We start from the raw sequence: 23,172 nt of genomic DNA on the forward strand, positions 1-23,172 counted from the left end.
GAATTTCTTGACGACCATAGAGCATTGGAACCACCTGATCCCATCCCGAACTCAGTAGTGAAACGATGCATCGCCGATGGTAGTGTGGGGTTTCCCCATGTGAGAGTAGGTCATCGTCAAGATTCATTTCGCAAAACCCCTATCTGCGCATGCAGGTAGGGGTTTTGTCTTTGGGGCTATCCAAAGCTATTGCAACTGAATAGTGATTTGATCTGTAAGGCCATGCCTACCATCTGAATCGTAGAATCCTACCGACTTATCAGAAACGCCCGACTGTATCCGGTCAACGAAAGCCGGCTCTACTGGCTTCCTTCTAAACGATCAAAAGAGGGAAGGCATCATGGCCGCATTCAGCCCGGCACGCATTGCCGTCATCCAGTTCGCGCCTCAGGTGGGGCTTGAACATTGCGCTGGTAACCTCGCCAAGAGCGTGGCATTGGCACGCAGCGCCGCTCGTGCTGGAGCCAACCTCATCGTGCTGCCCGAACTCACCAATACGGGCTACACCTTTGTGTCGCGGGCAGAAGCCTTTGCTCACGCCGAAACACTTGAGCACGGCCCTAGCGTGCAGGCCTGGGCAGACCTTGCCGAGCAATACCAGGTCTACTTGGCTGCCGGATTCGTCGAACAGGATGGATTGAAACTGTATGACAGTGCGGTGCTGTTCGGCCCGAGCGGTTTGCTCGGGCATTACCGCAAGGCTCACTTAGGGGCCCAGGAAAACTTGTGGTGTGCTCCAGGTAACCTGGGCTTTCCAGTGTTTGACACATCGATAGGCCGCATAGGTCTGTTGATTGGCGGTGATATCTGGTTCCCGGAAGTGCCACGACTGCTGGCAGCGCAAGGGGCCGATCTGATCTGCAGCCTCAATAACTGGGTCTGGACACCACCACCGCTATTCGATCAGGCAGACCGGTGCATGGCCAACTACCTGACCATGACGGCCGCCCACATCAACAATATCTTCATCGCCGCTGCCAATCGTATCGGTGACGAGCGAGGTAGGCGGTTTTTGGGATGTTCACTGATTGCCGGAACCAACGGCTGGCCTATTGGCGAAGTGGCCAGTGCACAAGAGCAGACCATCGTCTATGCCGATATAGACCTGAGCAGTGCTCGCTCGGCCCCCTGCAATACCTTGAATGACGCACCCCGTGATCGGCGTACAGATCTTTATGATGTGACGCTCGGTTATCGCCTGCATGCGGCCATGCCGCTAAGGAAGTGAGCACGCTATTCAGTCATACCCACATGATGCGTATGAAGCGCGCAGGCGCTCTGCAGGAGGTGTTTATGTTAGGGTGCACGCATACCCGACAGCCAGGACCCTACTGCATGTTTTTACCGCTTACCGAAAAAGAGCTCCATCGCCTTGAAGACATGTTGATCGTCTACGGCAATGACTACTCGGTCATCAATCTGGCAGAGCTCAACGGCTTCTTCACCGCCCTGGCCAGCTCACCCACTACCGTCCAGCCTATGGAATGGCTGCCAGCGGTAGCCGGCGGTCACGTTCCCAAGTTCAAGAAGCCTGCTGACGAAGAGGCCTATACGGCATTGATGTTGCGCTACGCCGGTCAGGTTGCCGAAGATTTAGAAGATGATGTCGATGGCTTCCAGCCGCTTTTCGAGCAAGGCGAGGGCGATCAGGGTACCGAAGTCGTCATGGAGGAGTGGTGCTTTGGCTACATGCGCGGCACCCAAGTCGCGGGTTGGGCTGACCTGCCTTCAGAACAGGATGCGCTGCTCAAGGCCATCTCGCTGCATGGGCTGGAAGATAACGTCGAGCTATTGGATCAGATGTCCGAACAGGATATCCAGCAGTGCGTGCCCCAAGTCATCGATGCCGTTCGCCAGCTCTATCGCTTCCATTCAAAGCAGCGGTAAGGCCATCAAGGCCCGCGAGTTTGATGAACTGAGCGAATTGGGGTCCGAGCAGCCATACGGTGCCACAGTTCCCCACGTTGTAGAGGCTAAGCACAGGCTCTACCTCCAATCACCTTCTGTCGCGAGCGCCACGCAGGCCCATTGTTTCGATCAGCGAAATTGAGGCTTGCTCCAGGCGCTGATTCTGCTCCTACGCCGATACATGCAGTATGGCTCCACCAGCGCTATGCCGGCGCTGACCAGGAGCCATGCCAATGTCCAACCCAATAAAGCTCTACAACTTCCCCAAGTCCGGTCACGCGCACCGCATCGAGCTCATGCTTTCTCTGCTTGCGTTGCCCACCGAACTGGTTTTCGTGGACCTGGCAGCAGGTGCGCACAAGCAACCCGAGTTCCTGGCCCTGAACCCTTTCGGTCAGGTGCCGGTGATCGATGACAACGGTACGGTGATCGCTGATTCCAACGCCATCCTGGTGTACCTGGCCAAGAAATACGACAACGGTGCATGGCTGCCCGAAGATCCAGTGGCAGCGGCTGCTGTGCAACGCTGGTTATCGGTAGCGGCCGGCCCGCTGGCCTTCGGTCCGGCCGCCGCGCGCCTGGTAACTGTATTCGGCGCGGCATTCAATACCGACGAGGTCATTGCTCGCGCCCATGCGCTGCTCAAGGTGATCGATACCGAGTTGGCCAAAAGACCGTTCCTGGCAGGCCATACGCCAACCATCGCCGATATCGCCAACTACTCGTACATCGCCCACGCACCTGAAGGCAATGTGTCGCTGGAGCCCTACGCCAATGTGCGCGACTGGCTGATGCGAATCGAAGCGTTGCCCGGCTTCGTGGCCATGCCACGTACTCAGATCGGGCTGCAGAACAACGCCTGACACCTTGTCGCCCGGAGGACGTCGCCATGCAGCACACACTCGACCATCGCCCATCGCCTTGGCACCCAGGCGAGAAAACCCTGCAGGAAAAGGTGGGTGTTGCAGCGCGCATGGAGGTGGTGGGGCATAAGGTCATTCGCGACTACATGCCCGATCAGCACCGCACCTTCTACCACCAGCTGCCGTTCATTGTTGCCGCCAGCGTGGACGCGCAGGGCCGTCCATGGGCGACCTTACTGGAGGGGCCGGAAGGTTTCATCCGCTCGCCCCATCCACGTGAGCTGATAATCGATACCCAACCGCCAGCCGACGACCCGGCGACGCCAGGGCTGGCCGCCGGGCAGGCAGTCGGTCTGCTGGGTATCGAACTGCACACCCGTCGGCGAAATCGCCTCAACGGCCATATCCAACAGGCCACCCAGGGGCAGTTGCAGGTGACCGTGGCTCAGTCATTCGGCAACTGCCCGCAATACATCCAACGGCGCGACTACACCCGGGTTGCGCAACTGCCCCAAGGGCGCGTCGATTCCACAGCGCTGGATGCCGATGCCGTCAGCCTGATCCAGGCAGCCGATACCTTCTTCGTCGCCAGTTATGTCGAGCACGCCGACGGCCAGCGAGCGGTGGACGTCTCCCACCGTGGCGGACGACCCGGCTTCGTCAGGGTTGAAGGGAGCCTGCTGACCATCCCCGATTACGCCGGGAACCTGCACTTCAATACCCTGGGCAACCTGCTGGCAAACCCCCGGGCTGGGCTATTGTTCATCGACTTCAGCAGCGGCAACCTGCTGCAACTGTATGGGCGTGCCGAGCTGGTGCTGGACAGCCCCGACACTACCCTGTTCGAGGGTGCCGAGCGTCTATGGACGCTGGAAGTCGAGCAGGTGGTATGGCGTCCGGGCGCAGTGGGCCTGCGTTGGGCATTCAAGGACTACGCGCCAACCACGTTGGCGACCGGCACCTGGCCCCGCCTGCTGCAACCTTCGCAACAGGCGCAATGGCAACCCTGGCGTGTGCTGCGGGTAGAGCAGGAAAGCCGCGATATCCGCTCGTTCTACCTTGAGCCACCTGGCGCTACCGCAGTGACGTTCGCGTCAGGGCAACATGTGCCCGTGCAAATCCCGCTGGACCCGCATACGCCTCTGATCCGCACCTACAGCCTGTCCAGCGCACCCTCCGACGACCATGTGCGTATCAGCGTCAAAGCCCAGGGGCCCGCTTCGCGGTACCTGCATGAGCGCGTCGTGGCAGGCGATGTACTGCAGGTGCGCCCGCCTGTAGGCAGTTTCACGCTCGATTTGAACAGCACCCGGCCGCTGGTACTGATTGGCGCTGGCGTGGGTATCACGCCTTTGCTGGCCATGTTGCGCGAGCAGTTGAAGCAGGGGCAGACTCGGGTCATTCATCTTTTCCAAGGTGCCCGTAGCTTGGCTGATCTGGCATTCCACAAGGAACTGACCCACTTGCAACATCACGCCGCAGGGCTGCTGCATGTGTACCGCGCCCTGAGCCAACCCGAAGACCACGCCCGGCCAGGCCGCGATTATCAGTTTGCCGGCCGGCTGGGTATCGAGCACGTCAAAGCCACACTGACACTCGATGACTACGACTTCTACCTGTGTGGCCCAGGCAACTTCACCCAGGACTTCTACCAGGGGCTGCGTGGCCTGCATGTGCCGGACGCGCGGATTCATGCCGAAGCGTTCGGCCCGTCAAGCCTTCGCCGCCACCTCGACGCCAGCCAGCCGACGCTGCAACAGCCGCCTGCTGCCAGCGAGCCAGTGGCTGTGCATTTTGCAGCATCAGCTAAGCAGGCACAGTGGTCACCCTCCAGCGGCACACTGCTGGAGCTGGCCGAAGCACATGGCCTGTCGCCGGAATTCAGTTGCCGGGGTGGAACCTGCGGCACCTGCAAAACGCGGTTGCTCAGTGGCCAAGTGCATTACCCTAACCTCCCGGCCGAAATGCCGGAGAGCGGGACCGCGCTGATCTGTTGTGCGGTGCCAGCGAACATGGATGAGCCGGGGCAGGCGCTGATGCTTGATATCTGATCGGCCAGAACAGGCAGCACCAGCGCCTCGAATCAACCATAATGCCCGCATTCCCGCCCCCAGGAGCCCGCATGGACCAGATCCACCTGATGAAGGTGTTCGTCGCCGTTGGCGAACTGGAAAGCTTCGCCGCCGCTGCCCGGCGCCTGGATATCTCCCCGGCGGCCGTCACCCGTGCTGTTGTCGCCCTGGAAGAACAACTCGGGGTCAAGCTGGCGCTGCGTACCACGCGCAGTGTGCGCCTGACCGAAGCCGGCGGCCGCTACCTGGAGGACACCCGGCACATTCTCGCCAGCATCCATGAGGCCAACGAAGCCGCTGCCGGCATCAACGCCACCCCCAAGGGTGACCTGGCCATCACCGCCCCGAGCCTGTTCGGCAAGAAATTCGTCATGCCGTGCATCGTGCAGTACTTGCAACGGTTTCCGGAGGTCGACGTTTCTGCCTTCTTCCTGGACCGTATCGTGAACATGGTCGAGGAGGGCATGGACGTGGCCGTGCGCATCGGCCCGTTGCCGGATTCGGGCCTCAAGGCATTGCGCGTAGGCAAGGTACGCCGCATGTTGTGCGCCTCGCCTGATTACCTTGCCCGCCACGGCACACCCGAGCACCCTTCCGACCTGGCAAGCCATGCAGTGATTGGCACCACCGACCTGTCACCGCGCGCGGGTTGGCGTTTCGGGGTGACCGACGAATCGACCTTGGTGCGGGTCAAGCCACGGTTGACCGTCACCAGCAACGACGGAGCAATTGCCGCCGCCAGTGGCGGGCTAGGGATCGCCCGCCTGCTGTCCTACCAAGTGGCCGACGAACTGGCCAGCGGGCAACTGCAAGTGATCCTGGCTGAATACGAAGAAGCCCCGTGGCCGATTCACGTGCTGCATCGGGAAAGCAAATACGGTTCAACCAAGGTCCGGACATTCATTGACCTGCTAGCGCAGAGCCTGAGGGCCCAGCAGTTGGATTGACCTGCTATCCAGCCCATGGGCGAGTTGGGTGTATCTGGTAAAGTACTGGACTATTCGCTGGCTACCCGCCAGCCTGCAACGCCTACAACAGATTACGCAAGGAAGTCGCTGGATGAAAAAGCGCCTCACACGCACCTGGCTCGCCGCGCTGTTGTTGCCGTGGCTTACCGCGTGCAGCGGTCAAAAAGTCGAGCGCGTGCTGGTTTATCAGAACACGGTCTACGACTGGCGCATCGAACACGTGGTCGCCCACAACTGGCCGGCGGGTACGCATCAGTACTACGAGGTGTTTCTCAAGGGCCGTTTGCTGATACTGCCGGCCAACACCTTCAACGACGTGCGCGACATCCGCGAGTTCGTTGCCGCAGGCGGTTTCGATTCCAACAACTGGCGCAACGATACGATCATCGTGGCGTTCGAGAACGTGCAGGAGCGCAAGGGCGGCAACGAGCACTTTGTCCGCTCGCTGATGATCACCCCGACGCACCAGGAAGGGGAGGTGATCCTGGCCGACATGGCCACCCGCCAGCAGGTGGCCGTGCAGCGGGTGGAGCCGGGTGGTGATCACTAACGCGGATAACGACTTGCGCTGCAACTACAAGGTGAACAGCGGACTGAGGGGAAGTGACACCGGCCACTCTGGTGCCGTTGCCATTGGCACTTCCATCTGCTTTCCACCTGTATGGCCCGAGCGCTCGACCCACTCTGGGCGGATAACGGCACTGCCAGGGACACTGGTCCCTGGCACTTCAAGACTCATGACGGTTCAGACCGGAACCCGGTCCTTCCTTGCCATTCGACGATACAACACCACCGTCGAGCACAGCGCACACAGTGCAGCAAATGCGACCCAGTAAGCAGGCGCTGCTTTGTCACCGGTTTCATGGATCAACCAGGTCGACATGACCGGTGTGAAACCGCCGAACAGAGCCGTAGCCAAGCTGTAGGCTAGGGAAAAGCCCGCTACCTTCACTTCGACTGGCATGATTTCCGTGAGCGCCGGGATCATCGCACCGTTGTACATCGCATAGAGGAAGGAGAACCACAGCAGTACCTCAAGCATGTGCGCGAAGCTTGCCGCATGGGCCAGGTAAGACAGTGCCGGGTAAGCGGTGAACAAGGTGAGTACGGTCATGGCGATCAGGATTGGTTTACGACCGAAACGGTCGCTGAGCGTGCCGCCGATGGGTAGCCAGATAAAGTTGGACACGCCTACCAGAAGCGTCACCAGCAACGCGTCGTTTGCGCTCAGGTTGAGTACAGTCTTACCAAAGGTAGGCGCGTACACGGTGATCAGGTAGAAAGCGCTGGTGGTCATGGCGACCATCAACATGCCCGCGATGACTACCGATGAGTTGCGGCCGAGGGTGGCGATCACTTGCTTCATGGTCGGGCGATGCTGACGCTTCTCGAACGCTTCGGTTTCTTGCAGGTTACGGCGCAAGAAGAAGATGAACGGGATGATCAGGCAGGCAGCGGCGAACGGAATTCGCCAGCCCCACTCGCTGATCTCGGCTGGCGCCAGGCTCTGATTCAGTCCGTAACCCAACGCAGCGGCGACCACGATGGCGACCTGTTGGCTGCCGGATTGCCAGCTGGTATAGAACCCTTTGCGACCCGGTGTAGCCATTTCGGCTAGATAGACCGATACCCCACCCAGTTCAGCACCGGCGGAGAAGCCTTGCAGCAAGCGGCCAAGTAGTACGAGTGCGGGTGCCCAATAGCCGATCGTGGCAAAGCCAGGGACCAGGACGATGAGCAGCGTGCCACTCGCCATGATTGACAGCGTGACGATAAGGCCTTTGCGGCGGCCCACATCGTCGATGTAAGCGCCCAGAATCACCGCCCCCAGTGGCCGCATGAGGAAACCGGCGCCGAACACCGCGAAGGTCATCATCAGCGAGGCGAATTCGCTGGAGGCTGGGAAGAAAGCTGAAGCGATTTGGGTGGCGTAGAAACCGAACAGGAAGAAGTCAAATTGTTCGAGGAAGTTACCAGATGTGACACGTAGAACCGCCGCGGCCTTGGACCGGGCGGGAGGGGAAGCAGGCATAGACGGTTCTCCAGCATGAATCTGTTCATTATTGAGCGATCAATCGCCTCGATTATGCTGGACACATCCTGAAATGCTTAATGAAACATGCTGGTCACTTCGGCGCAGGGCGCACAGGTGCCTCACGCGAACAAGAGGTAACAAGCTCTTGTACCCATTCGCGAAGCTCATTATTTGACGAAAGAACCGAGTTTCAGCCGCAGATCTGGCTGATCTCTGGTCTTTTTCAAGGCTCCGGCTGCTTCTCCACGCCGGTACAACCCGCGTCGGCACAGATGGCGTTTCGTTGCCATGCAACAGGTGAGTGACCTCCGCTACATCGGCCGTAGATTTTCGGCCTGCTGTAGCACTTGTCGGAGATGCAGTGAAGGGTTCAGCGATGACTGGATTTCAGTACAAAGGCTGAATAAGAAAAATTTAAGAAGGATTGAGTGCACAATGAGCTCATCCGGGCATTGTGCACTCAATCAACATCGTTTGTAGCAGGAGGGTTCAGTTTAGTGTTGGTGAAAAAAATTCAGTCGGAGGTGAAAACCTACACGCTTGAAGATCAATCCCAGCTCAACGCCCCACCGGTCTGATACTCGATCACCCGCGTCTCAAAGAAGTTCTTCTCCTTCTTCAAGTCCATGATCTCGCTCATCCACGGGAACGGGTTGGTCGTGCCTGGGTACTCTTCCTTCAGGCCGATCTGCGTCAGGCGACGGTTGGCGATGAACTTGAGGTAGTCCTCCATCATCGCCGCGTTCATGCCCAATACCCCGCGTGGCATGGTGTCACGGGCGTATTCGATCTCCAGCTGGGTCCCTTGCAGGATCATCTGGGTGGCTTCTTCCTTCATCGCCGCATCCCACAGGTGCGGGTTTTCGATCTTGATCTGGTTGATCACGTCGATACCGAAGTTCAAGTGCATCGACTCGTCACGCAGGATGTACTGGAACTGCTCGGCCACGCCAGTCATCTTGTTGCGGCGGCCCATGGACAGGATCTGGGTGAAGCCGCAGTAGAAGAAGATGCCTTCCAGCACGCAGTAGTAGGCGATCAGGTTGCGCAGCAGTTCCTTGTCGGTCTCGACGGTGCCGGTGTTGAATTCCGGATCGGAGATGGCGCGGGTGTACTTAAGGCCCCAGGCCGCTTTTTTCGCGACCGACGGGATCTCGTGGTACATGTTGAAGATCTCGCCTTCATCCATGCCCAGCGACTCGATGCAGTACTGGTAGGCGTGGGTGTGGATCGCCTCCTCGAAGGCCTGGCGCAGGATGTACTGGCGGCACTCGGGGTTGGTGATCAGGCGGTATACGGCCAGGGCCAGGTTGTTGGCAACCAGCGAGTCGGCCGTGGAGAAGAAGCCCAGGTTGCGCATGACGATGCGGCGCTCGTCCTCGGTCAGGCCGTCCTGGCTCTTCCACAGGGCGATGTCGGCGGTCATGTTGACCTCCTGCGGCATCCAGTGGTTGGCGCAGCCGTCGAGGTACTTCTGCCAGGCCCAGTCGTACTTGAACGGAACCAGCTGGTTGAGGTCGGCGCGGCAGTTGATCATGCGCTTCTCATCCACCGCCACACGGGCGGAGGAGCCTTCCAGCTCAGCCAGGCCTTCGGCAACGTCCAGGGCGTCCAGGGCCGCCTTGGCGCGCTTGACGGCCTCGGAGTCCGACGCCGTGGCGGCGCGAGCTTCCAGGGCCGCGGCACCGCCGGCGCTGTCGAGCTTGTCGAGGGTGGCGGCGGCGTGTGCCTGCGCAGGGGTATTGCCTTTGGCGGCGATTTCGCCGTCATCTTCTTTATCGAATTCGTCCCAGCTCAGCATGGTGAGAGTCTCCTGCTCGAGGGCCATCTGTGGAGTATGGCCGGTAGATCTTGGTTGCGGTGCGGTGCACGCAAATCAGCGGTGCCCGTGGCGGGCTGGCCCCAGCGGCGTGGCTGCGGCTTTTGTATCGGGTAGCGGGGCAGCAGCGCTACACCCGCAGGCTTGCATACGGCTCTACAAAAAAGAGGCTTCCCGCAGGAAGCCTCGGCCTGGCCTTACTGGCAGGCTTCGCAGTCTGGCTCGTCGATCGCGCAGGCCTTGGGCACTGGCGCAGGACCGGCTGCCTGGACCGGGGCGCTGTCGCCACCGCTGGACACGGCGTTGAGCTTGCCGGTGTTGATGGTCGACTTCTCGGTGCTGGTGGCGGCCAGGGCACGGAGGTAGTAGGTGGTTTTCAGACCACGGTACCAGGCCATGCGGTAGGTCACGTCCAGCTTCTTGCCCGAGGCGCCGGCGATGTACAGGTTCAGCGATTGAGCCTGGTCGATCCACTTCTGACGACGGGAAGCGGCGTCGACGATCCACTTGGTTTCCACTTCGAAGGCCGTGGCGTACAGGTCCTTGAGCTCTTGTGGAATACGCTCGATCTGCTGTACCGAACCGTCGTAGTACTTCAGGTCGTTGATCATGACCGAGTCCCACAGGCCACGGGCCTTGAGGTCACGAACCAGGTACGGGTTGATCACGGTGAACTCGCCCGACAGGTTCGATTTCACGTACAGGTTCTGGTAGGTCGGCTCGATCGACTGCGACACGCCGGTGATGTTGGCGATGGTCGCGGTTGGCGCGATGGCCATGATGTTCGAGTTACGAATACCTTTCTGTACACGGGCACGGACCGGCGCCCAGTCCAGGGTTTCGTTCAGGTCGACGTCGATGTACTTCTGGCCACGGGCCTCGATCAGGATCTGTTGCGAGTCCAGCGGCAGGATGCCTTTGGACCACAGCGAGCCCTGGAACGTCTCGTAGGCACCGCGCTCATCGGCCAGGTCGCAGGAGGCCTGGATGGCGAAGTAGCTGACCGCTTCCATCGACTTGTCGGCGAATTCGACGGCAGCGTCGGAGCCATAGGCGATGTGCTGCAGGTACAGCGCATCCTGGAAGCCCATGATGCCCAGGCCCACCGGACGGTGCTTGAGGTTCGAGTTACGCGCTTGCGGCACCGAGTAGTAGTTGATGTCGATCACGTTGTCGAGCATGCGCACGGCCGTGTTGACGGTGCGTTGCAGCTTGGCGGTGTCGAGCTTGCCATCGACAATGTGGTTCGGCAGGTTGATCGAGCCCAGGTTGCAGACCGCGATCTCATCCTTGTTGGTATTCAAGGTGATCTCGGTGCACAGGTTCGAGCTGTGCACCACGCCCACGTGCTGCTGAGGCGAGCGCAGGTTGCACGGGTCCTTGAAGGTCAGCCACGGGTGGCCGGTCTCGAACAGCATCGAGAGCATTTTGCGCCACAGGTCCTTGGCCTGGATGGTCTTGAACACCTTGATCTTGTTGTACTCGGTCAGGGCTTCGTAGTACTCGTAGCGCTCTTCGAAGGCCTTGCCGGTCAGGTCGTGCAGGTCTGGCACTTCCGAGGGCGAGAACAGGGTCCACTTGCCGTCGTCGAAGACACGCTTCATGAACAGGTCAGGGATCCAGTTGGCGGTGTTCATGTCGTGGGTACGACGGCGATCATCACCGGTGTTCTTGCGCAGCTCGATGAATTCTTCGATGTCCAGGTGCCAGGTTTCCAGGTAGGCACACACAGCCCCCTTGCGCTTGCCGCCCTGGTTGACCGCAACAGCGGTGTCGTTCACGACTTTGAGGAACGGCACGACACCCTGGGACTTGCCATTGGTGCCCTTGATGTAGGAGCCCAGTGCACGCACCGGCGTCCAGTCGTTGCCCAGGCCACCTGCGAATTTGGACAGCATGGCGTTGTCGTGGATCGCGTGGTAGATGCCCGACAGATCGTCCGGGACGGTGGTCAGGTAGCAGCTCGACAGCTGCGGGCGCAGGGTGCCGGCGTTGAACAGGGTCGGGGTCGAGGCCATGTAGTCGAAGGACGACAACAGGTTGTAGAACTCGATCGCGCGCGCTTCCTTGTCCTTTTCTTCCAGTGCCAGGCCCATGGCCACGCGCATGAAGAACACCTGTGGCAGCTCGAAGCGCACGCCATCCTTGTGGATGAAGTAGCGGTCGTACAGGGTTTGCAGGCCCAGGTAGGTGAACTGCTGGTCACGCTCGTGATCGATGGCCTTGCCCAGGCGCTCCAGGTCATAGGCTGCCAGTGCCGGGTTGAGCAGCTCGAACTCCACACCCTTGGCGACGTAGGCCGGCAGGGCTTTGGCATACAAATCGGCCATTTCGTGGTGCGTGGCGCTGTCGGCGACGTTCAGGAAGGCCAGGCCCTCGGCGCGCAGGGTGTCCATCAGCAGGCGAGCGGTGACGAACGAGTAGTTCGGCTCACGCTCGACCAGGGTGCGCGCAGTCATCACCAGGGCGGTGTTGACGTCCTTGATGGCCACGCCGTCGTACAGGTTCTTCAGGGTTTCGCGCTGGATCAGGTCGCCATCGACTTCGGCCAGGCCTTCGCAGGCTTCGCTGATGATGGTGTTCAGGCGCGCCATGTCCAGCGGCGCCAGGCTGCCGTCGGCCAGGGTGATGCGAATGCTTGGGTGCGGCTCGACCACGGCGTCGGTGCTGACGCGGGTGGCGCGCTCCTTGGCGCGCTGCTCACGGTAGATGACGTAGTCACGGGCAACTTTCTGCTCGCCGGCGCGCATCAGGGCCAGTTCGACCTGGTCCTGGATTTCTTCGATGTGGATGGTGCCACCCGATGGCATGCGACGCTTGAACGTGGCCGAGACCTGCTCGGTCAGGCGCGCGACGGTGTCGTGAATGCGCGACGAAGCGGCGGCGGTACCGCCTTCAACTGCGAGGAACGCCTTGGTGATGGCCACGGTGATCTTGTCGTCGGTGTAGGGGACGACAGTACCGTTACGCTTGATCACGCGCAGTTGGCCAGGGGCAGTGGCGGCCAGATCCTGATTGGATTCGGCAACCTGCGGGGCCTTGGCCTGCGGGTTCTCGCGAGTCGTGTCGGTTTGCATGGGTGGGTGTCTCCACAGTTTCTATATTGATCAGGCGCCCAATTGGGCGCCCACCGTTCCGTCCACTTGCTCGATTGCCTGGCGGGGATGCGCAACGCAAGCGCATCCGTCCGCGCGGGCGTACCGACTTCGGGACAGACTCAGGAATAAGGGCATTGGCTTGCCGCTCCCTGGCCGAAGTCAAAAGTTCCGGGTTGCCGGAATCTGTTGCTGATGAGTGCCAGGCTCGCCTGGTGCACCCATGCCCGAACAAGGCCCTGGCAGGGCTTGCCTCGGTCGCCTCCGCAGGAGCGGTTTGGCTGCTGAAACCACCGTAAGTTCAGCCGAAAAATCCGATGATTTTGCGGGTTGACTTTTGTAAGTGATTTTGCGCGAACCCCTATATCTAGTGGTTCGTCGCGATCGCGATACAAGATAATGCGGTATGGGGGTGTTTGCAAGGCGAGCGGCTGTGGATATCTTGTGGGTACTTTGTGAGTGAAACGTAAGTATTCGCTGTAGGCCTTGTGCCCACTGGTTTGAAGTATTTTTCTGCGTCTGCTTGCCGCTGGGCAGTTTTTTTCAGGGGCTGCCAACGCACCCGGTTCTTCGTCCACAGAACCACCCGGTGGGTTGGCTCGGCAGGGCGCTGGTCGTACTATCCAGGGAAAAACAACACCAACAGGCCCTACGCCATGGATCCAACGCCACCGCGCATTCTCATCGTCGAAGACGACCAGCGTCTGGCCGAGCTGACCGCCGAATACCTGGGCGCCCAGGGGTACGCGGTCAGTGTCGAGGGCGATGGCGCTCGCGCGGCGCGACGCATCATCGATACCCAGCCGGACCTGGTCATGCTGGATGTGATGTTGCCAGGGGAAGATGGCATGAGCATCTGTCGCCGCGTGCGCAGCCAATACCCTGGGCCCATCCTGATGCTCACGGCACGCACCGACGAGTTGGATCAGGTGCAAGGGCTGGACATCGGCGCAGACGACTACGTGTGCAAGCCCGTACGCCCCCGGCTGTTGCTGGCGCGCATCCAGGCCCTGCTGCGTCGCAGCGAGGCGCCTGCGGGCAAGCGCCAGGATCTGACCTTCGGCGCGCTGCGCATCGACAGCCGGGTGCGTGAGGCGTGGCTCGGCGAGCGGCAGATCGAGCTTACGGGCGCCGAATTCGACCTGCTGTGGCTGCTGGCCAGCAATGCTGGCAAGGTACTGACCCGCGAACAGATATCCACGGCGCTGCGCGGTGTCGGCTATGACGGCCAGGACCGCTCCATCGACATACGCATTTCCCGCATCCGCCCTCGCATCGGCGACGACCCCATCCAGCCCCGGTTGATCAAGACCCTGCGTAGCAAAGGCTATCTGTTTGTGGGCCAATGCTCGTGAACTCCATTTTCCTGCGCATTTACGGCGGCATGCTGGCGGTGCTGGTGCTGGTGGCGCTGCTGGGGGTGCTCAGCCTGCACCTGGTCAACGAAGTACGTGCCGCCCAGCATCGCGAGGGCCTGGCCCAAGGCACGTTCAGCCTCATGGCAGACAACCTGGCCTTGCAGAGCGACACCGAGCGCAAGCGTTCCCTGCTGCTGTGGGGGCGGCTGCTGGGGGTGCCGCTGCAATTGCAGCCCATGTCGGCCTTCGCCCTCGATGGCACACAACGCGCGCGTTTGTACCGCAGCCTCGTGGTGGTCGAGAAGACCGGCCCGCATGCGGCTCGGGTGTTGCGCAGGGTAGGGCAGCAGGACCTGCTGCTGGTCGCCCAGGTCAGGCAGATCAGCGAGCAACTGGCCCGCGCGACCCTCTACTTGCTGGCCGACGAGTTGGTGCGTTACCCGGTGACCGAACAGCAGCAGCGCCTGGAGCAGATCAAGCGCGACAAGGGCTTCGGGTTCGGGGTTGCCCTGCAGCGCATCGAGCGGGCCAGCCTGGATGACGATCAGCGGCGCCGGGTGGAGGAGGGTGACACGGTGATGGCGCTGGGCATGGATGGCGATTCCATACGCGTGTTCGCCGGGCTCTCCGGCTCGCCGTGGGTGCTGGAGATCGGGCCCTTGCACCAGCTCAACCCTTACCCACCCCAGTTGCTGGTATTGATCACCCTGGTTGGGCTGAGCCTGATTGGCCTGGTGGTTTACCTGCTGGTGCGCCAACTGGAGCGGCGCGTGTCCGGCCTGGCGCTGGCCGCGGCGGGCATCGCCCAGGGCAGCCTGGACACACGCGTACCCGCAGGCGATGCCGACTCGGTCGGGCGCCTGGCCGCAGCATTCAATGGCATGGCCGAGCACTTGCAGCGCTCGCTGTCCATGCAGCGCGAGCTGGTGCGTGCCGTGTCGCACGAGCTGCGCACCCCCGTGGCCCGCTTGCGCTTCGGCCTGGAAATGGTCGAAAGCGCTGCCACCGAGCAGGCCCGCGCCAAGCACCTTGCCGGGATGGACGGCGACATTCAGGACCTGGACAAGCTGGTCGACGAAATGCTCACCTACGCGCGCCTCGAGCAGGGCGCCCCGGCGCTGACATTCCAGCGTATCGACCTGGATGCCTTGATCGATCAGGTCATTACCGAATTGGCTCCACTGCGCCGTGAGATACGCTTGCTGCGAGGCGATTGCCAGGGCGTCGAAGGCGAGACTGCCTGGGTCGAGGCAGAGCCCCGCTACCTGCACCGCGCCGTGCAGAACCTGGTGAGCAATGCCCTGCGCCATGCCGAGCACGAGGTGCGCGTGCGTTACCAGCTAGGCCCCCAGGTGTGCCGTATCGATGTGGAAGATGACGGGCCAGGCATCCCGGAAGGGGTCTGGGACCGCATCTTCACGCCGTTCATGCGCCTGGACGATAGCCGGACCCGGGCCTCCGGTGGCCATGGCCTGGGGTTGTCGATCGTGCGCCGTATCATCTATTGGCACGCAGGCCGTGCCACGGTAGGCCATGGCACAGCCCTGGGAGGCGCCTGCTTCAGCCTCGCCTGGCCGCGGCAACAGGCGCCGTTGTAGGCCTCAGGCGCTGACCAGGCTCAGCAAGTGGCCGTCCTGCAGGCAGAATTGCCCCTGCAATTGGGCGCCCTTGCGCCATTGGGCGGACAGGTCGGTGAGCAGGCGCAGCCTGGCCAGCCCATCAGCGGACCATTCGAGCAGCTCGGCATGTTCGAAGTAAAAGCGCTGGCCAGTCAGGGGGTAGAGCGTCTTGAACAGGCTTTCCTTCAGCGAGAAGGTCAGGGTCACGGCCAGGCCCAACTGCCGGTGGTCCAGACGTTCCAGCTCCATCGGCGTCAGGATCTCGCCCATCAGGCGCTCGGCGCGCTCGTCATCGAGCAGCGCTTCCTGATCCAGCCCCAGCCCGCGACAGCTGCTTTGGGCGGCAACCACCGCCGCCGCCCAGCCTTTACCGTGGGTAATCGAGCCCCGGATACCGGCAGGCCAGATGGGGGAGCGGTCTTCGTGGGCGGTGGGCACGTAGTCCCGGCCATCCAACTGCTGCAATGCAGCGCGCGCGCATACCCGTCCGGCGACATATTCAGCCTGGCGCTTGGCGACTGAACGTAGCAGGCCCGCACTGGGTACGATGCCAGCACGCGCGAAATCGTCCGGGGTCATGCGTGTGGGGTCGAAGGCGCAACTGACCAGCACCGCGCCAGGCAAGGGGCGGGGCAAGGGCCAGTGTTGCCGAAGCGATGTACAACAGGCAGGAAGGGTAGTCATGCGCGGTATTGTGCCAGCTGAGCAGGGGTTGCGGGAGGTGCAGGGCGATGCTGCCCGGCACATGGGCGAAGTTTTCAACGCAAGCATGAAAACGCGCCCAGTGTTGCCTACCTGTCACGGTGACCGCTGGCATCCCATCATGGCTGCCCCGTGTGATCACTCATTGAACACTTGCTTGAAGAACGCCTGCATGTCTGCCCAGGAGCGGTCGTCGGCTGCCTTCTCATAACCGATGTCCGGGCCGCCGTGATCCCCATGGCTCAGTCGGTCGGCATCAGGGTTGGTGAACCCGTGCTTGGCCCCGTCGAGGCTGACGAAGCGGTAATTCACCTTCGCTGCGTCCATCTCCGCCTTGAAGGCCTGCACTTGTTCGGCCGTCACCATGCTATCTGCCGCGCCGTGCTCCACCAGAATCGCCGCCCTCACCACCCCAGGCTTTGCTGGTGTAGCGGTAGCCAGGGCGCCATGGAAACTCACCACGCCGTCAAGCTTCTCGCCGCGCCTGGCGGCATCGAGTACCACCTTGCCGCCAAAGCAGTACCCCACAGCGCCCAGGTCATGCTTGTTGGTGTTGGGCTGCAGCTTGAGCAACGCCAGCCCGGCGTCGAAACGCCTGGCAGCAGCCTTGGGGTCCTTGAGTGCTGCCGCCATGAACGCCTGGGCGTCCTGAGGATGCTCGGTGTGCTTGCCGTCACCGTACATGTCGATGGCCAGGGCGTTGTAGCCCAGCGCTGCCAAGTCCCGGGCGCGCCGTTTGGCGTAGTCATTGAGCCCCCACCACTCATGCACCACCACGATGCCAGGCCGCTTGCCGGTGACGGCGTCGTCATAGGCGTAGTAGCCCACCAGCCGGTTGCCGTCGGCATCCTGGTAGGGAATCTCGCGGGTCTGTACCGCCGCCTGGGCGAAGGCGGCGGTACACATCAAGGTCAAGGCCAGCAAGGCGCGCATGGTGACTACTCCTGGATTGCGATCGGTTCGTTCAGTCAATGTTCAGCAGGGGTTCAGTCGAGGTTCAGTGTGCCCTGCTTACTCTAGCTTCCACACCTCAACAGCGCACTCGACTGGAGTAACCTCACCATGAAAACATTCAACACCCTGCTTGCCGCCGTAGCCGTCTGCGCCGCTGGCATGACCAGCGCCCAGGCGGCCGACGAAAATTTCGCCAGCCTCACCTACGGCCAGACCAGCGACAAGGTTCGCAAGTCAGGCCTGCTGCAGCGCAACACCGACCACCTCAACACCGACGGCGTGATCGCCAAGGACGGTACCTGGGGCGTGCGCCTGGGCCGTATCAATGACCAAGGTCGCTACTACATGACCTACGACAACGTCTCCGGTGACCACAGCGGCTTGAAACTTCGCCAGGAAAACCTGCTGGGCAGCTATGACCTGTTCCTGCCCGTAGGCGATACCACCAAGCTGTTTGGCGGCGGTACCCTGGGCATGACCAAGCTGTCCCAGGAATCGCCAGGCCTGAGCCGCGACACCGACTACGGTTACGCCTACGGCCTGCAGGCAGGCGTCATCCAGGACATCACCGACAAGGCCTCGGTCGAACTGGGCTACCGTTACCTGCGCACCAACGCCGCCACCGAAGTCAGCCCTCACGGCGCGCCGAAGGCCGGTACATTGCGCCTGAGCAGCAGCGCGCAGACCTATCTGGCGGCTTCCTACAAGTTCTGACCTGCCCGCCGCGTTATCCTGTAGCGACCCGGGTCTGGCAAGCCAGTTCCAACCAGTGCCATGCTGGGCCATCGGGCCGGTAGGCGCACGCGGTGGGGCTGGCTTGTCCGCATTGGGCACCCTACAGGCACATCCATCAAGGAGCTGCACATGAAACTGCTGGTGGTCGAGGACGAAGCCTTGCTTCGCCATCACCTCTATACCCGCCTGGGGGAAAGTGGCCACGTGGTCGAGGCGGTCGCCAATGCCGAGGAGGCGCTGTACCAGGCCGAGCAGTACCACTTCGACCTGGCAGTGGTCGACCTGGGGCTGCCGGGCATCAGTGGTCTGGAGCTGATCACGCGCCTGCGCAACCAGGCCAAGACCTTCCCCATCCTCATCCTCACTGCCCGCGGCAACTGGCAGGACAAGGTCGAAGGGCTGGCCGCTGGCGCCGACGACTACCTGGTCAAGCCATTCCAGTTCGAAGAACTGGAGGCGCGCCTCAATGCGCTGCTGCGCCGCTCCAGCGGCTTTACCCAGTCAACCATCGCCGCCGGCCCGTTGGTCCTGGACCTCAATCGCAAGCAGGCCACGCTCGACGAGCAGCCACTGGGCCTGACCGCCTATGAATACCGCATCCTCGAGTACCTGATGCGTCATCACCAGCAGGTGGTGGCCAAGGATCGCCTGATGGAGCAGCTCTACCCTGGCGATGAAGAGCGTGATCCGAACGTCATCGAAGTGCTCATCGGGCGCTTGCGGCGCAAGCTTGAAGGCGAATGCGGCTTCAAGCCCATCGATACCGTGCGCGGGCTTGGCTACCTGTTCACCGAGCGCTGCCGATGATTCGATCCCTGCGCGTGCGCCTGATGCTGGCCGCTGCGGTGTTGGCGGTGCTGTTCATGCTGGCGCTGCTGCCAGCCTTGCAGAAAGCCTTCAGCCTTGCCTTGCAGGAATCGATCGAACAACGCCTGGCCTCGGACGTGACCACGCTGATCTCGGCGGCGCGTATCGAAAACGGGCAGCTGCAGATGCCGGCGCTGTTGCCGGACGAGCGCTTCAACCTGCCCTATACCGGCCTGCTGGGGTACATCTTCGACCGCAGTGGCCACCTGGTCTGGCAGTCCCGGGCCACGGCAGCGCAGAACATCAACTACCAGCCTCGCTACGATGGCCGCGGAAACGAGTTCGCCCGCATCCACCAGGCCAACGGCGAGGAATTCTTCGTCTATGACGTCGAGATAAAGCTGCTGGGCGGCAAGAGTGCTGCCTTCAGCATCGTGGCCCTGCAGCCAGTGCGCGACTACCAGCGCACCCTCGACGGCCTGCGTGAAAAACTCTACCTGGGCTTCGGCGCTGCCTTGCTGGCACTGCTGGCGCTGCTCTGGGCAGGGTTGACCTGGGGGTTGCGCTCGCTGCGCCGGCTCAGCCGCGAGCTCGACGATCTGGAATCCGGCGCGCGGGACGGGCTCAGTACCCAGCACCCGCGCGAACTGCTGCGCCTGACCGGTTCGCTGAACCGCCTGCTGCAAAGCGAGCGCGAGCAGCGCCAGCGCTACCGGGACTCGCTGGACGACTTGGCGCACAGCCTGAAGACGCCCTTGGCCGTGTTGCAGGGGGTGGGCGAAAGCCTGCAGCAGCACAACGGCGAACGCGAGCAGGCCAGGGTCCTGCAGAGCCAGATCGAACGCATGAGCCAGCAGATCGACTATCAACTGCAACGCGCCAGCCTGCGCAAGAGCGGCCTGGTGCGCCATAGCGTGGTGCTACGCCCCTTGCTCGACAGCCTGTGCAGCACGCTGGCCAAGGTCTACCGCGATAAACACGTGGATGTGACCTTGCAGGTGCCGGACCAGGCGCGCGTGCCCATGGAGCAGGGCGCATTGCTCGAGCTGCTGGGTAACCTTCTGGAAAACGCCTACCGCCTGAGCCTGGGCCAGATAAGGGTAAGCCTGTTCAGAGAAGCCGGACGGCTGACCCTGTGTATCGAAGATGACGGCCCTGGCGTGCCCGCCGACCAGCGCCAGCGCATTCTGGAGCGCGGCGAGCGGCTGGACAGCCAGCACCCGGGGCAAGGCATTGGCCTGGCTGTGGTGAAGGACATCATCGACAGCTACGATGCCGAACTGAGCCTCGATGACTCGACGCTTGGTGGCGCCGCCTTCCGTATCACCTTCAATCTGGAATGAGCCCAGGCGGTTTTCCGCCATCTGGGCCGCTCCAGTTCCGCCAGCGGGCGGAAACCCGCCACCCTTGCTCAGGTTTCGCCCCGTCGTTGGGCATGGAAAGCCAGCAATAGCCCAGCCTGCACCCGGTTTGGGCATTTTGGCATCACCCTTGCTATCTCTATTGGCAGAGGCCTCAACAGGCAGCTCTACCACAACGACAAATCCCTCCAAGTGCAGGAGGGTTAGCGATTCAGGTGCTGCACCCCTGGAACAGGGTGGCGCGGCACACTTGAGGAAAAACAGCCATGACGACACGTCAGCCGCTTTACAAATCCCTGTATGTCCAGGTGTTGGTTGCCATCACCATCGGTATTCTGCTCGGCCATTACTACCCGGAAACGGGTGTTGCCCTCAAACCCTTGGGTGATGGCTTCGTCAAACTGATCAAGATGGTCATCGCCCCGATCATCTTCTGCACCGTGGTCAGCGGTATCGCCGGCATGCAGAGCATGAAATCCGTCGGCAAGACGGGCGGCTATGCGTTGCTGTATTTCGAAATCGTCTCCACCATCGCGCTGATCATCGGCCTGGTGGTGGTCAACGTGGTCAAGCCCGGCGCGGGCATGCACATCGACGTCAGCACCCTCAATGCCAGCAGCGTGGCCGCCTATGCTGCCGCCGGCGCGCAGCAGACCACCGTAGGCTTCCTGCTCAACGTCATCCCCAATACCGTGGTCGGTGCCTTCGCCAACGGCGACATCCTGCAAGTACTGATGTTCTCGGTGCTGTTCGGCTTCGCCCTGCATCGCCTGGGCAGCTACGGCAAGCCGTTCCTGGACATGATCGATCGCTTCGCCCATGTCATGTTCAACATCATCAACATGATCATGAAGCTGGCCCCGATCGGTGCCTTCGGCGCCATGGCCTTCACCATCGGCCAGTACGGCGTGGGCTCGCTGGTGCAGCTCGGCTACCTGATGGCGTGCTTCTACATCACCTGCCTGCTGTTCGTGCTGGTGGTGCTCGGTGGCATCTGCCGCGCCCACGGTTTCAGCGTACTCAAGCTGATCCGCTACATCCGTGAAGAACTGCTGATCGTGCTGGGCACGTCCTCGTCCGAGTCCGCGCTGCCGCGCATGCTGGCCAAGATGGAGCGCCTGGGTGCCAAGAAGTCCGTGGTAGGCCTGGTCATCCCGACCGGTTATTCGTTCAACCTGGACGGCACCTCGATCTACCTGACCATGGCTGCGGTGTTCATTGCCCAGGCCACCGACACCCCGATGGACATCACCCACCAGATCACCCTGCTGCTGGTGCTGCTGGTCGCCTCCAAAGGCGCCGCGGGTGTTACCGGTTCGGGCTTCATCGTGCTGGCGGCCACGCTGTCGGCCGTGGGCCACTTGCCGGTTGCCGGCCTGGCCCTGATCCTGGGTATCGACCGCTTCATGTCCGAAGCACGTGCCTTGACCAACCTGGTGGGCAACGCTGTTGCCACCGTGGTCGTGGCCAAGTGGGTCAAGGAGATGGACAACGACACGCTGGCCTCGGAGCTGGCTTCAGGTGGCGGTCCGCTGATCGACACCCGTCCGACCGATGACCTGGGCGTTGCCGAAGGTCCTGCGCGCTGATCGCAGCGTAACGGCACGAAAAAAGGCGACCCGATGGGTCGCCTTTTTCATGGATGGCTGTTCGTGCCTGCGGCCGATGGCGGCAGCACAACCCCCAGGTGCGGCCCTATTGCACCTTCACGCCAGCACCACCTCAAGCACGCAGATCACATCCGTCTGCGGGTAGTGCCACCTGACCTGCACATCCCAGAACTTCACCCCATACACCCGTTCGGCCACAGGCACCTGATAGGCCGGCCGTGGGTCTTGCGCCAGGCATTGCTCGATCAGGGCTACCAGGGGCTCGCCCAGCCGCAACGCATGCTCGCGGGCCTGGGGCAGGGCGCTGTCGGCCCACTGCACGGTAATGGCGACTGGCGCACCGTTGGCCATGTGGTTATGGGCACCCTCGACACTGTCGGCATAGGGTACGTAAGGCTTGATGTCCAGCACCGGCGTGCCGTCGAGCAGGTCGATGCCTGACAGCAGCAAGCGGCCAGGTTCAACACCCTCCAGCCGCACCACCGACTGGCCGATGCCGTTGGGCCGGTGGGTGGCGCGGGTGGCGAACACGCCCATGCTCTTGTTGCCCCCCAGGCGCGGTGGACGCACCTTGAGCCTGGGTTTTTCTTCCAGGGCCTGGTGGAACAGAAACAGCAGCCAGACGTGGCTGACCTGTTCCAGCCCCTCGACCGCCTCGGGTTGGTCGAAGGGGGGCAGCAGTTCCAGCACACCGCGTGCGGCCGGTGCCAGCTGCGGCTGGCGTGGAATGGCGAACTTCTCCATGAAGCAGGAGCGCACGATCCCCACCGGCGCCACCGTATGCTGCATGACCATTCAGCCGTGCACGCGCTGGGTCAGGCCCTTGAGGAAATTGCGCAGCAACTGGTCGCCGCACGGGCGGTAGTTGTCATGGCCGGCCTTGCGAAACAGTGCGCTGAGCTCAGGTTTGCTGACGGGGAAATCGACCGATTTCAAGATCGCGTGCAGGTCGTCTTCCTTCAGTTCGAAGGCCACGCGCAGCTTCTTCAGGATCTGGTTGTTGGTAACCGGCAGCTCGACAGGTTGTGCCGGACGGCTTTCGTCCTTGCCGCGACGGTAGATGACCAGGCCGTCGAGAAAGTGCGCCATGACCCGGTCCGGGCAGCGCACAAAGTCTTGCTCTTCTTCTTTCTTCACATAGGTCGCCAGGACGACAGGGTTCACGTCCAGGCCGGTCAAACCGATGATCTCGGCCATCTTGGCGTCATTGACTTTCAACATGTAGCGCAGGCTGCGCAGGACGTCATTGTGGTTCATTGCTGCAAA

Annotated in this window: 19 protein-coding genes and 1 rRNA gene; 13 read left to right on the forward strand and 7 right to left on the reverse strand. The window is 61.8% G+C overall.

Features of this window, described 5'->3' with window-relative positions; translation table 11 throughout:
• The first annotated feature begins 6 nt into the window (after window positions 1–6).
• The 7 genes from rrf (at window position 7) to CWR53_RS05795 (ending at window position 6,361) form a co-directional block, all read left to right on the forward strand.
• Window positions 7–122, forward strand: a 5S ribosomal RNA gene (gene rrf / locus CWR53_RS05765).
• Window positions 123–340: 218 nt separating this feature from the next.
• The gene (locus tag CWR53_RS05770) at window positions 341–1,228 is read left to right on the forward strand and encodes a nitrilase family protein (protein WP_058604343.1); all 888 of its coding nucleotides are present in this window, start codon (window positions 341–343) and stop codon (window positions 1,226–1,228) included.
• A 107-nt stretch (window positions 1,229–1,335) separates the two neighbouring features.
• Window positions 1,336–1,887, forward strand: a complete 552-nt coding sequence (locus CWR53_RS05775) for a UPF0149 family protein (RefSeq protein WP_100851011.1) — start codon at window positions 1,336–1,338, stop codon at window positions 1,885–1,887.
• 254 nt (window positions 1,888–2,141) lie between these two features.
• Window positions 2,142–2,771, forward strand: coding sequence for a glutathione S-transferase family protein (locus tag CWR53_RS05780; RefSeq protein WP_058638535.1), 630 nt, complete (start codon window positions 2,142–2,144; stop codon window positions 2,769–2,771).
• Window positions 2,772–2,797: 26 nt separating this feature from the next.
• Window positions 2,798–4,822, forward strand: a complete 2,025-nt coding sequence (locus CWR53_RS05785) for a pyridoxamine 5'-phosphate oxidase family protein (protein ID WP_100851012.1) — start codon at window positions 2,798–2,800, stop codon at window positions 4,820–4,822.
• A gap of 71 nt (window positions 4,823–4,893) precedes the next feature.
• Window positions 4,894–5,790 carry a LysR family transcriptional regulator gene (locus CWR53_RS05790; RefSeq protein ID WP_058604339.1) on the forward strand — a complete coding sequence of 299 codons (897 nt, stop codon included), beginning with the start codon at window positions 4,894–4,896 and terminating at the stop codon, window positions 5,788–5,790.
• A 112-nt stretch (window positions 5,791–5,902) separates the two neighbouring features.
• Entirely contained in the window at window positions 5,903–6,361 is a 459-nt protein-coding gene (locus CWR53_RS05795) for a hypothetical protein (RefSeq protein WP_100851013.1), read from the forward strand.
• A gap of 195 nt (window positions 6,362–6,556) precedes the next feature.
• On the opposite strand, the gene CWR53_RS05800 is transcribed toward CWR53_RS05795, so the two are convergent.
• From CWR53_RS05800 to CWR53_RS05810, 3 genes are all read right to left on the reverse strand, one after another.
• Window positions 6,557–7,843 carry an MFS transporter gene (locus tag CWR53_RS05800; RefSeq protein WP_100851014.1) on the reverse strand — a complete coding sequence of 429 codons (1,287 nt, stop codon included), beginning with the start codon at window positions 7,841–7,843 and terminating at the stop codon, window positions 6,557–6,559.
• A 550-nt stretch (window positions 7,844–8,393) separates the two neighbouring features.
• Complete coding sequence (locus CWR53_RS05805) at window positions 8,394–9,647, reverse strand: ribonucleotide-diphosphate reductase subunit beta (RefSeq protein ID WP_058604336.1); 1,254 nt, start codon at window positions 9,645–9,647, stop codon at window positions 8,394–8,396.
• Window positions 9,648–9,862: 215 nt separating this feature from the next.
• On the reverse strand, window positions 9,863–12,742 hold the full coding sequence (locus CWR53_RS05810; protein WP_023536265.1) for a ribonucleoside-diphosphate reductase subunit alpha: 2,880 nt from the start codon (window positions 12,740–12,742) through the stop codon (window positions 9,863–9,865).
• Window positions 12,743–13,416: 674 nt separating this feature from the next.
• On the opposite strand from CWR53_RS05810, the gene CWR53_RS05815 reads away from it, so the two are divergent.
• A complete protein-coding gene (locus CWR53_RS05815) occupies window positions 13,417–14,115 on the forward strand; it encodes a response regulator transcription factor (protein ID WP_100851015.1) in 699 nt (232 codons plus the stop codon).
• Entirely contained in the window at window positions 14,106–15,716 is a 1,611-nt protein-coding gene (locus CWR53_RS05820; protein WP_100851016.1) for an ATP-binding protein, read from the forward strand. The genes CWR53_RS05815 and CWR53_RS05820 overlap by 10 nt, the downstream gene beginning before the upstream one ends.
• 3 nt (window positions 15,717–15,719) lie before the next feature.
• On the opposite strand, the gene CWR53_RS05825 is transcribed toward CWR53_RS05820, so the two are convergent.
• Window positions 15,720–16,421, reverse strand: a complete 702-nt coding sequence (locus CWR53_RS05825) for a 4'-phosphopantetheinyl transferase (protein WP_100851017.1) — start codon at window positions 16,419–16,421, stop codon at window positions 15,720–15,722.
• A 156-nt stretch (window positions 16,422–16,577) separates the two neighbouring features.
• The gene (locus tag CWR53_RS05830) at window positions 16,578–17,372 is read right to left on the reverse strand and encodes a dienelactone hydrolase family protein (RefSeq protein WP_100851018.1); all 795 of its coding nucleotides are present in this window, start codon (window positions 17,370–17,372) and stop codon (window positions 16,578–16,580) included.
• A 129-nt stretch (window positions 17,373–17,501) separates the two neighbouring features.
• On the opposite strand from CWR53_RS05830, the gene CWR53_RS05835 reads away from it, so the two are divergent.
• The 4 genes from CWR53_RS05835 to CWR53_RS05850 all read left to right on the forward strand — a co-directional run bounded on the left by CWR53_RS05835 (window position 17,502) and on the right by CWR53_RS05850 (window position 21,885).
• Window positions 17,502–18,107 carry an outer membrane beta-barrel protein gene (locus CWR53_RS05835; RefSeq protein ID WP_023536250.1) on the forward strand — a complete coding sequence of 202 codons (606 nt, stop codon included), beginning with the start codon at window positions 17,502–17,504 and terminating at the stop codon, window positions 18,105–18,107.
• 150 nt (window positions 18,108–18,257) lie between these two features.
• The gene (locus tag CWR53_RS05840; protein WP_023536231.1) at window positions 18,258–18,935 is read left to right on the forward strand and encodes a response regulator; all 678 of its coding nucleotides are present in this window, start codon (window positions 18,258–18,260) and stop codon (window positions 18,933–18,935) included.
• The gene (locus tag CWR53_RS05845) at window positions 18,932–20,278 is read left to right on the forward strand and encodes an ATP-binding protein (RefSeq protein ID WP_100851019.1); all 1,347 of its coding nucleotides are present in this window, start codon (window positions 18,932–18,934) and stop codon (window positions 20,276–20,278) included. The genes CWR53_RS05840 and CWR53_RS05845 overlap by 4 nt, the downstream gene beginning before the upstream one ends.
• A gap of 284 nt (window positions 20,279–20,562) precedes the next feature.
• Window positions 20,563–21,885: a dicarboxylate/amino acid:cation symporter gene (locus CWR53_RS05850; RefSeq protein WP_058604330.1), complete on the forward strand. Its 1,323-nt coding sequence runs from the start codon at window positions 20,563–20,565 to the stop codon at window positions 21,883–21,885.
• Between the two features lie 117 nt (window positions 21,886–22,002).
• On the opposite strand, the gene tsaA is transcribed toward CWR53_RS05850, so the two are convergent.
• A complete protein-coding gene (gene tsaA, locus CWR53_RS05855) occupies window positions 22,003–22,695 on the reverse strand; it encodes a tRNA (N6-threonylcarbamoyladenosine(37)-N6)-methyltransferase TrmO (RefSeq protein WP_058604346.1) in 693 nt (230 codons plus the stop codon).
• Between the two features lie 6 nt (window positions 22,696–22,701).
• Complete coding sequence (locus CWR53_RS05860) at window positions 22,702–23,163, reverse strand: DUF1456 family protein (protein WP_100851020.1); 462 nt, start codon at window positions 23,161–23,163, stop codon at window positions 22,702–22,704.
• Between the last annotated feature and the right edge of the window lie 9 nt (window positions 23,164–23,172).

The sequence above is a fragment of the Pseudomonas sp. SGAir0191 genome (assembly GCF_002812565.2).
Taxonomy (GTDB): Bacteria; Pseudomonadota; Gammaproteobacteria; order Pseudomonadales; family Pseudomonadaceae; genus Aquipseudomonas; species Aquipseudomonas parafulva_B.

What these genes read in the sequence shown, in the direction of transcription:
- CWR53_RS05770 (WP_058604343.1), top strand. Translation starts at nt 341, where the DNA reads ATGGCCGCATTCAGCCCGGCACGCATTGCCGTCATCCAGTTCGCGCCT.
- CWR53_RS05775 (WP_100851011.1), top strand. Translation starts at nt 1,336, where the DNA reads ATGTTTTTACCGCTTACCGAAAAAGAGCTCCATCGCCTTGAAGACATG.
- CWR53_RS05780 (WP_058638535.1), top strand. Translation starts at nt 2,142, where the DNA reads ATGTCCAACCCAATAAAGCTCTACAACTTCCCCAAGTCCGGTCACGCG.
- CWR53_RS05785 (WP_100851012.1), top strand. Translation starts at nt 2,798, where the DNA reads ATGCAGCACACACTCGACCATCGCCCATCGCCTTGGCACCCAGGCGAG.
- CWR53_RS05790 (WP_058604339.1), top strand. Translation starts at nt 4,894, where the DNA reads ATGGACCAGATCCACCTGATGAAGGTGTTCGTCGCCGTTGGCGAACTG.
- CWR53_RS05795 (WP_100851013.1), top strand. Translation starts at nt 5,903, where the DNA reads ATGAAAAAGCGCCTCACACGCACCTGGCTCGCCGCGCTGTTGTTGCCG.
- CWR53_RS05800 (WP_100851014.1), bottom strand. Translation starts at nt 7,843, where the DNA reads ATGCCTGCTTCCCCTCCCGCCCGGTCCAAGGCCGCGGCGGTTCTACGT.
- CWR53_RS05805 (WP_058604336.1), bottom strand. Translation starts at nt 9,647, where the DNA reads ATGCTGAGCTGGGACGAATTCGATAAAGAAGATGACGGCGAAATCGCC.
- CWR53_RS05810 (WP_023536265.1), bottom strand. Translation starts at nt 12,742, where the DNA reads ATGCAAACCGACACGACTCGCGAGAACCCGCAGGCCAAGGCCCCGCAG.
- CWR53_RS05815 (WP_100851015.1), top strand. Translation starts at nt 13,417, where the DNA reads ATGGATCCAACGCCACCGCGCATTCTCATCGTCGAAGACGACCAGCGT.
- CWR53_RS05820 (WP_100851016.1), top strand. Translation starts at nt 14,106, where the DNA reads ATGCTCGTGAACTCCATTTTCCTGCGCATTTACGGCGGCATGCTGGCG.
- CWR53_RS05825 (WP_100851017.1), bottom strand. Translation starts at nt 16,421, where the DNA reads ATGACTACCCTTCCTGCCTGTTGTACATCGCTTCGGCAACACTGGCCC.
- CWR53_RS05830 (WP_100851018.1), bottom strand. Translation starts at nt 17,372, where the DNA reads ATGCGCGCCTTGCTGGCCTTGACCTTGATGTGTACCGCCGCCTTCGCC.
- CWR53_RS05835 (WP_023536250.1), top strand. Translation starts at nt 17,502, where the DNA reads ATGAAAACATTCAACACCCTGCTTGCCGCCGTAGCCGTCTGCGCCGCT.
- CWR53_RS05840 (WP_023536231.1), top strand. Translation starts at nt 18,258, where the DNA reads ATGAAACTGCTGGTGGTCGAGGACGAAGCCTTGCTTCGCCATCACCTC.
- CWR53_RS05845 (WP_100851019.1), top strand. Translation starts at nt 18,932, where the DNA reads ATGATTCGATCCCTGCGCGTGCGCCTGATGCTGGCCGCTGCGGTGTTG.
- CWR53_RS05850 (WP_058604330.1), top strand. Translation starts at nt 20,563, where the DNA reads ATGACGACACGTCAGCCGCTTTACAAATCCCTGTATGTCCAGGTGTTG.
- tsaA (WP_058604346.1), bottom strand. Translation starts at nt 22,695, where the DNA reads ATGCAGCATACGGTGGCGCCGGTGGGGATCGTGCGCTCCTGCTTCATG.
- CWR53_RS05860 (WP_100851020.1), bottom strand. Translation starts at nt 23,163, where the DNA reads ATGAACCACAATGACGTCCTGCGCAGCCTGCGCTACATGTTGAAAGTC.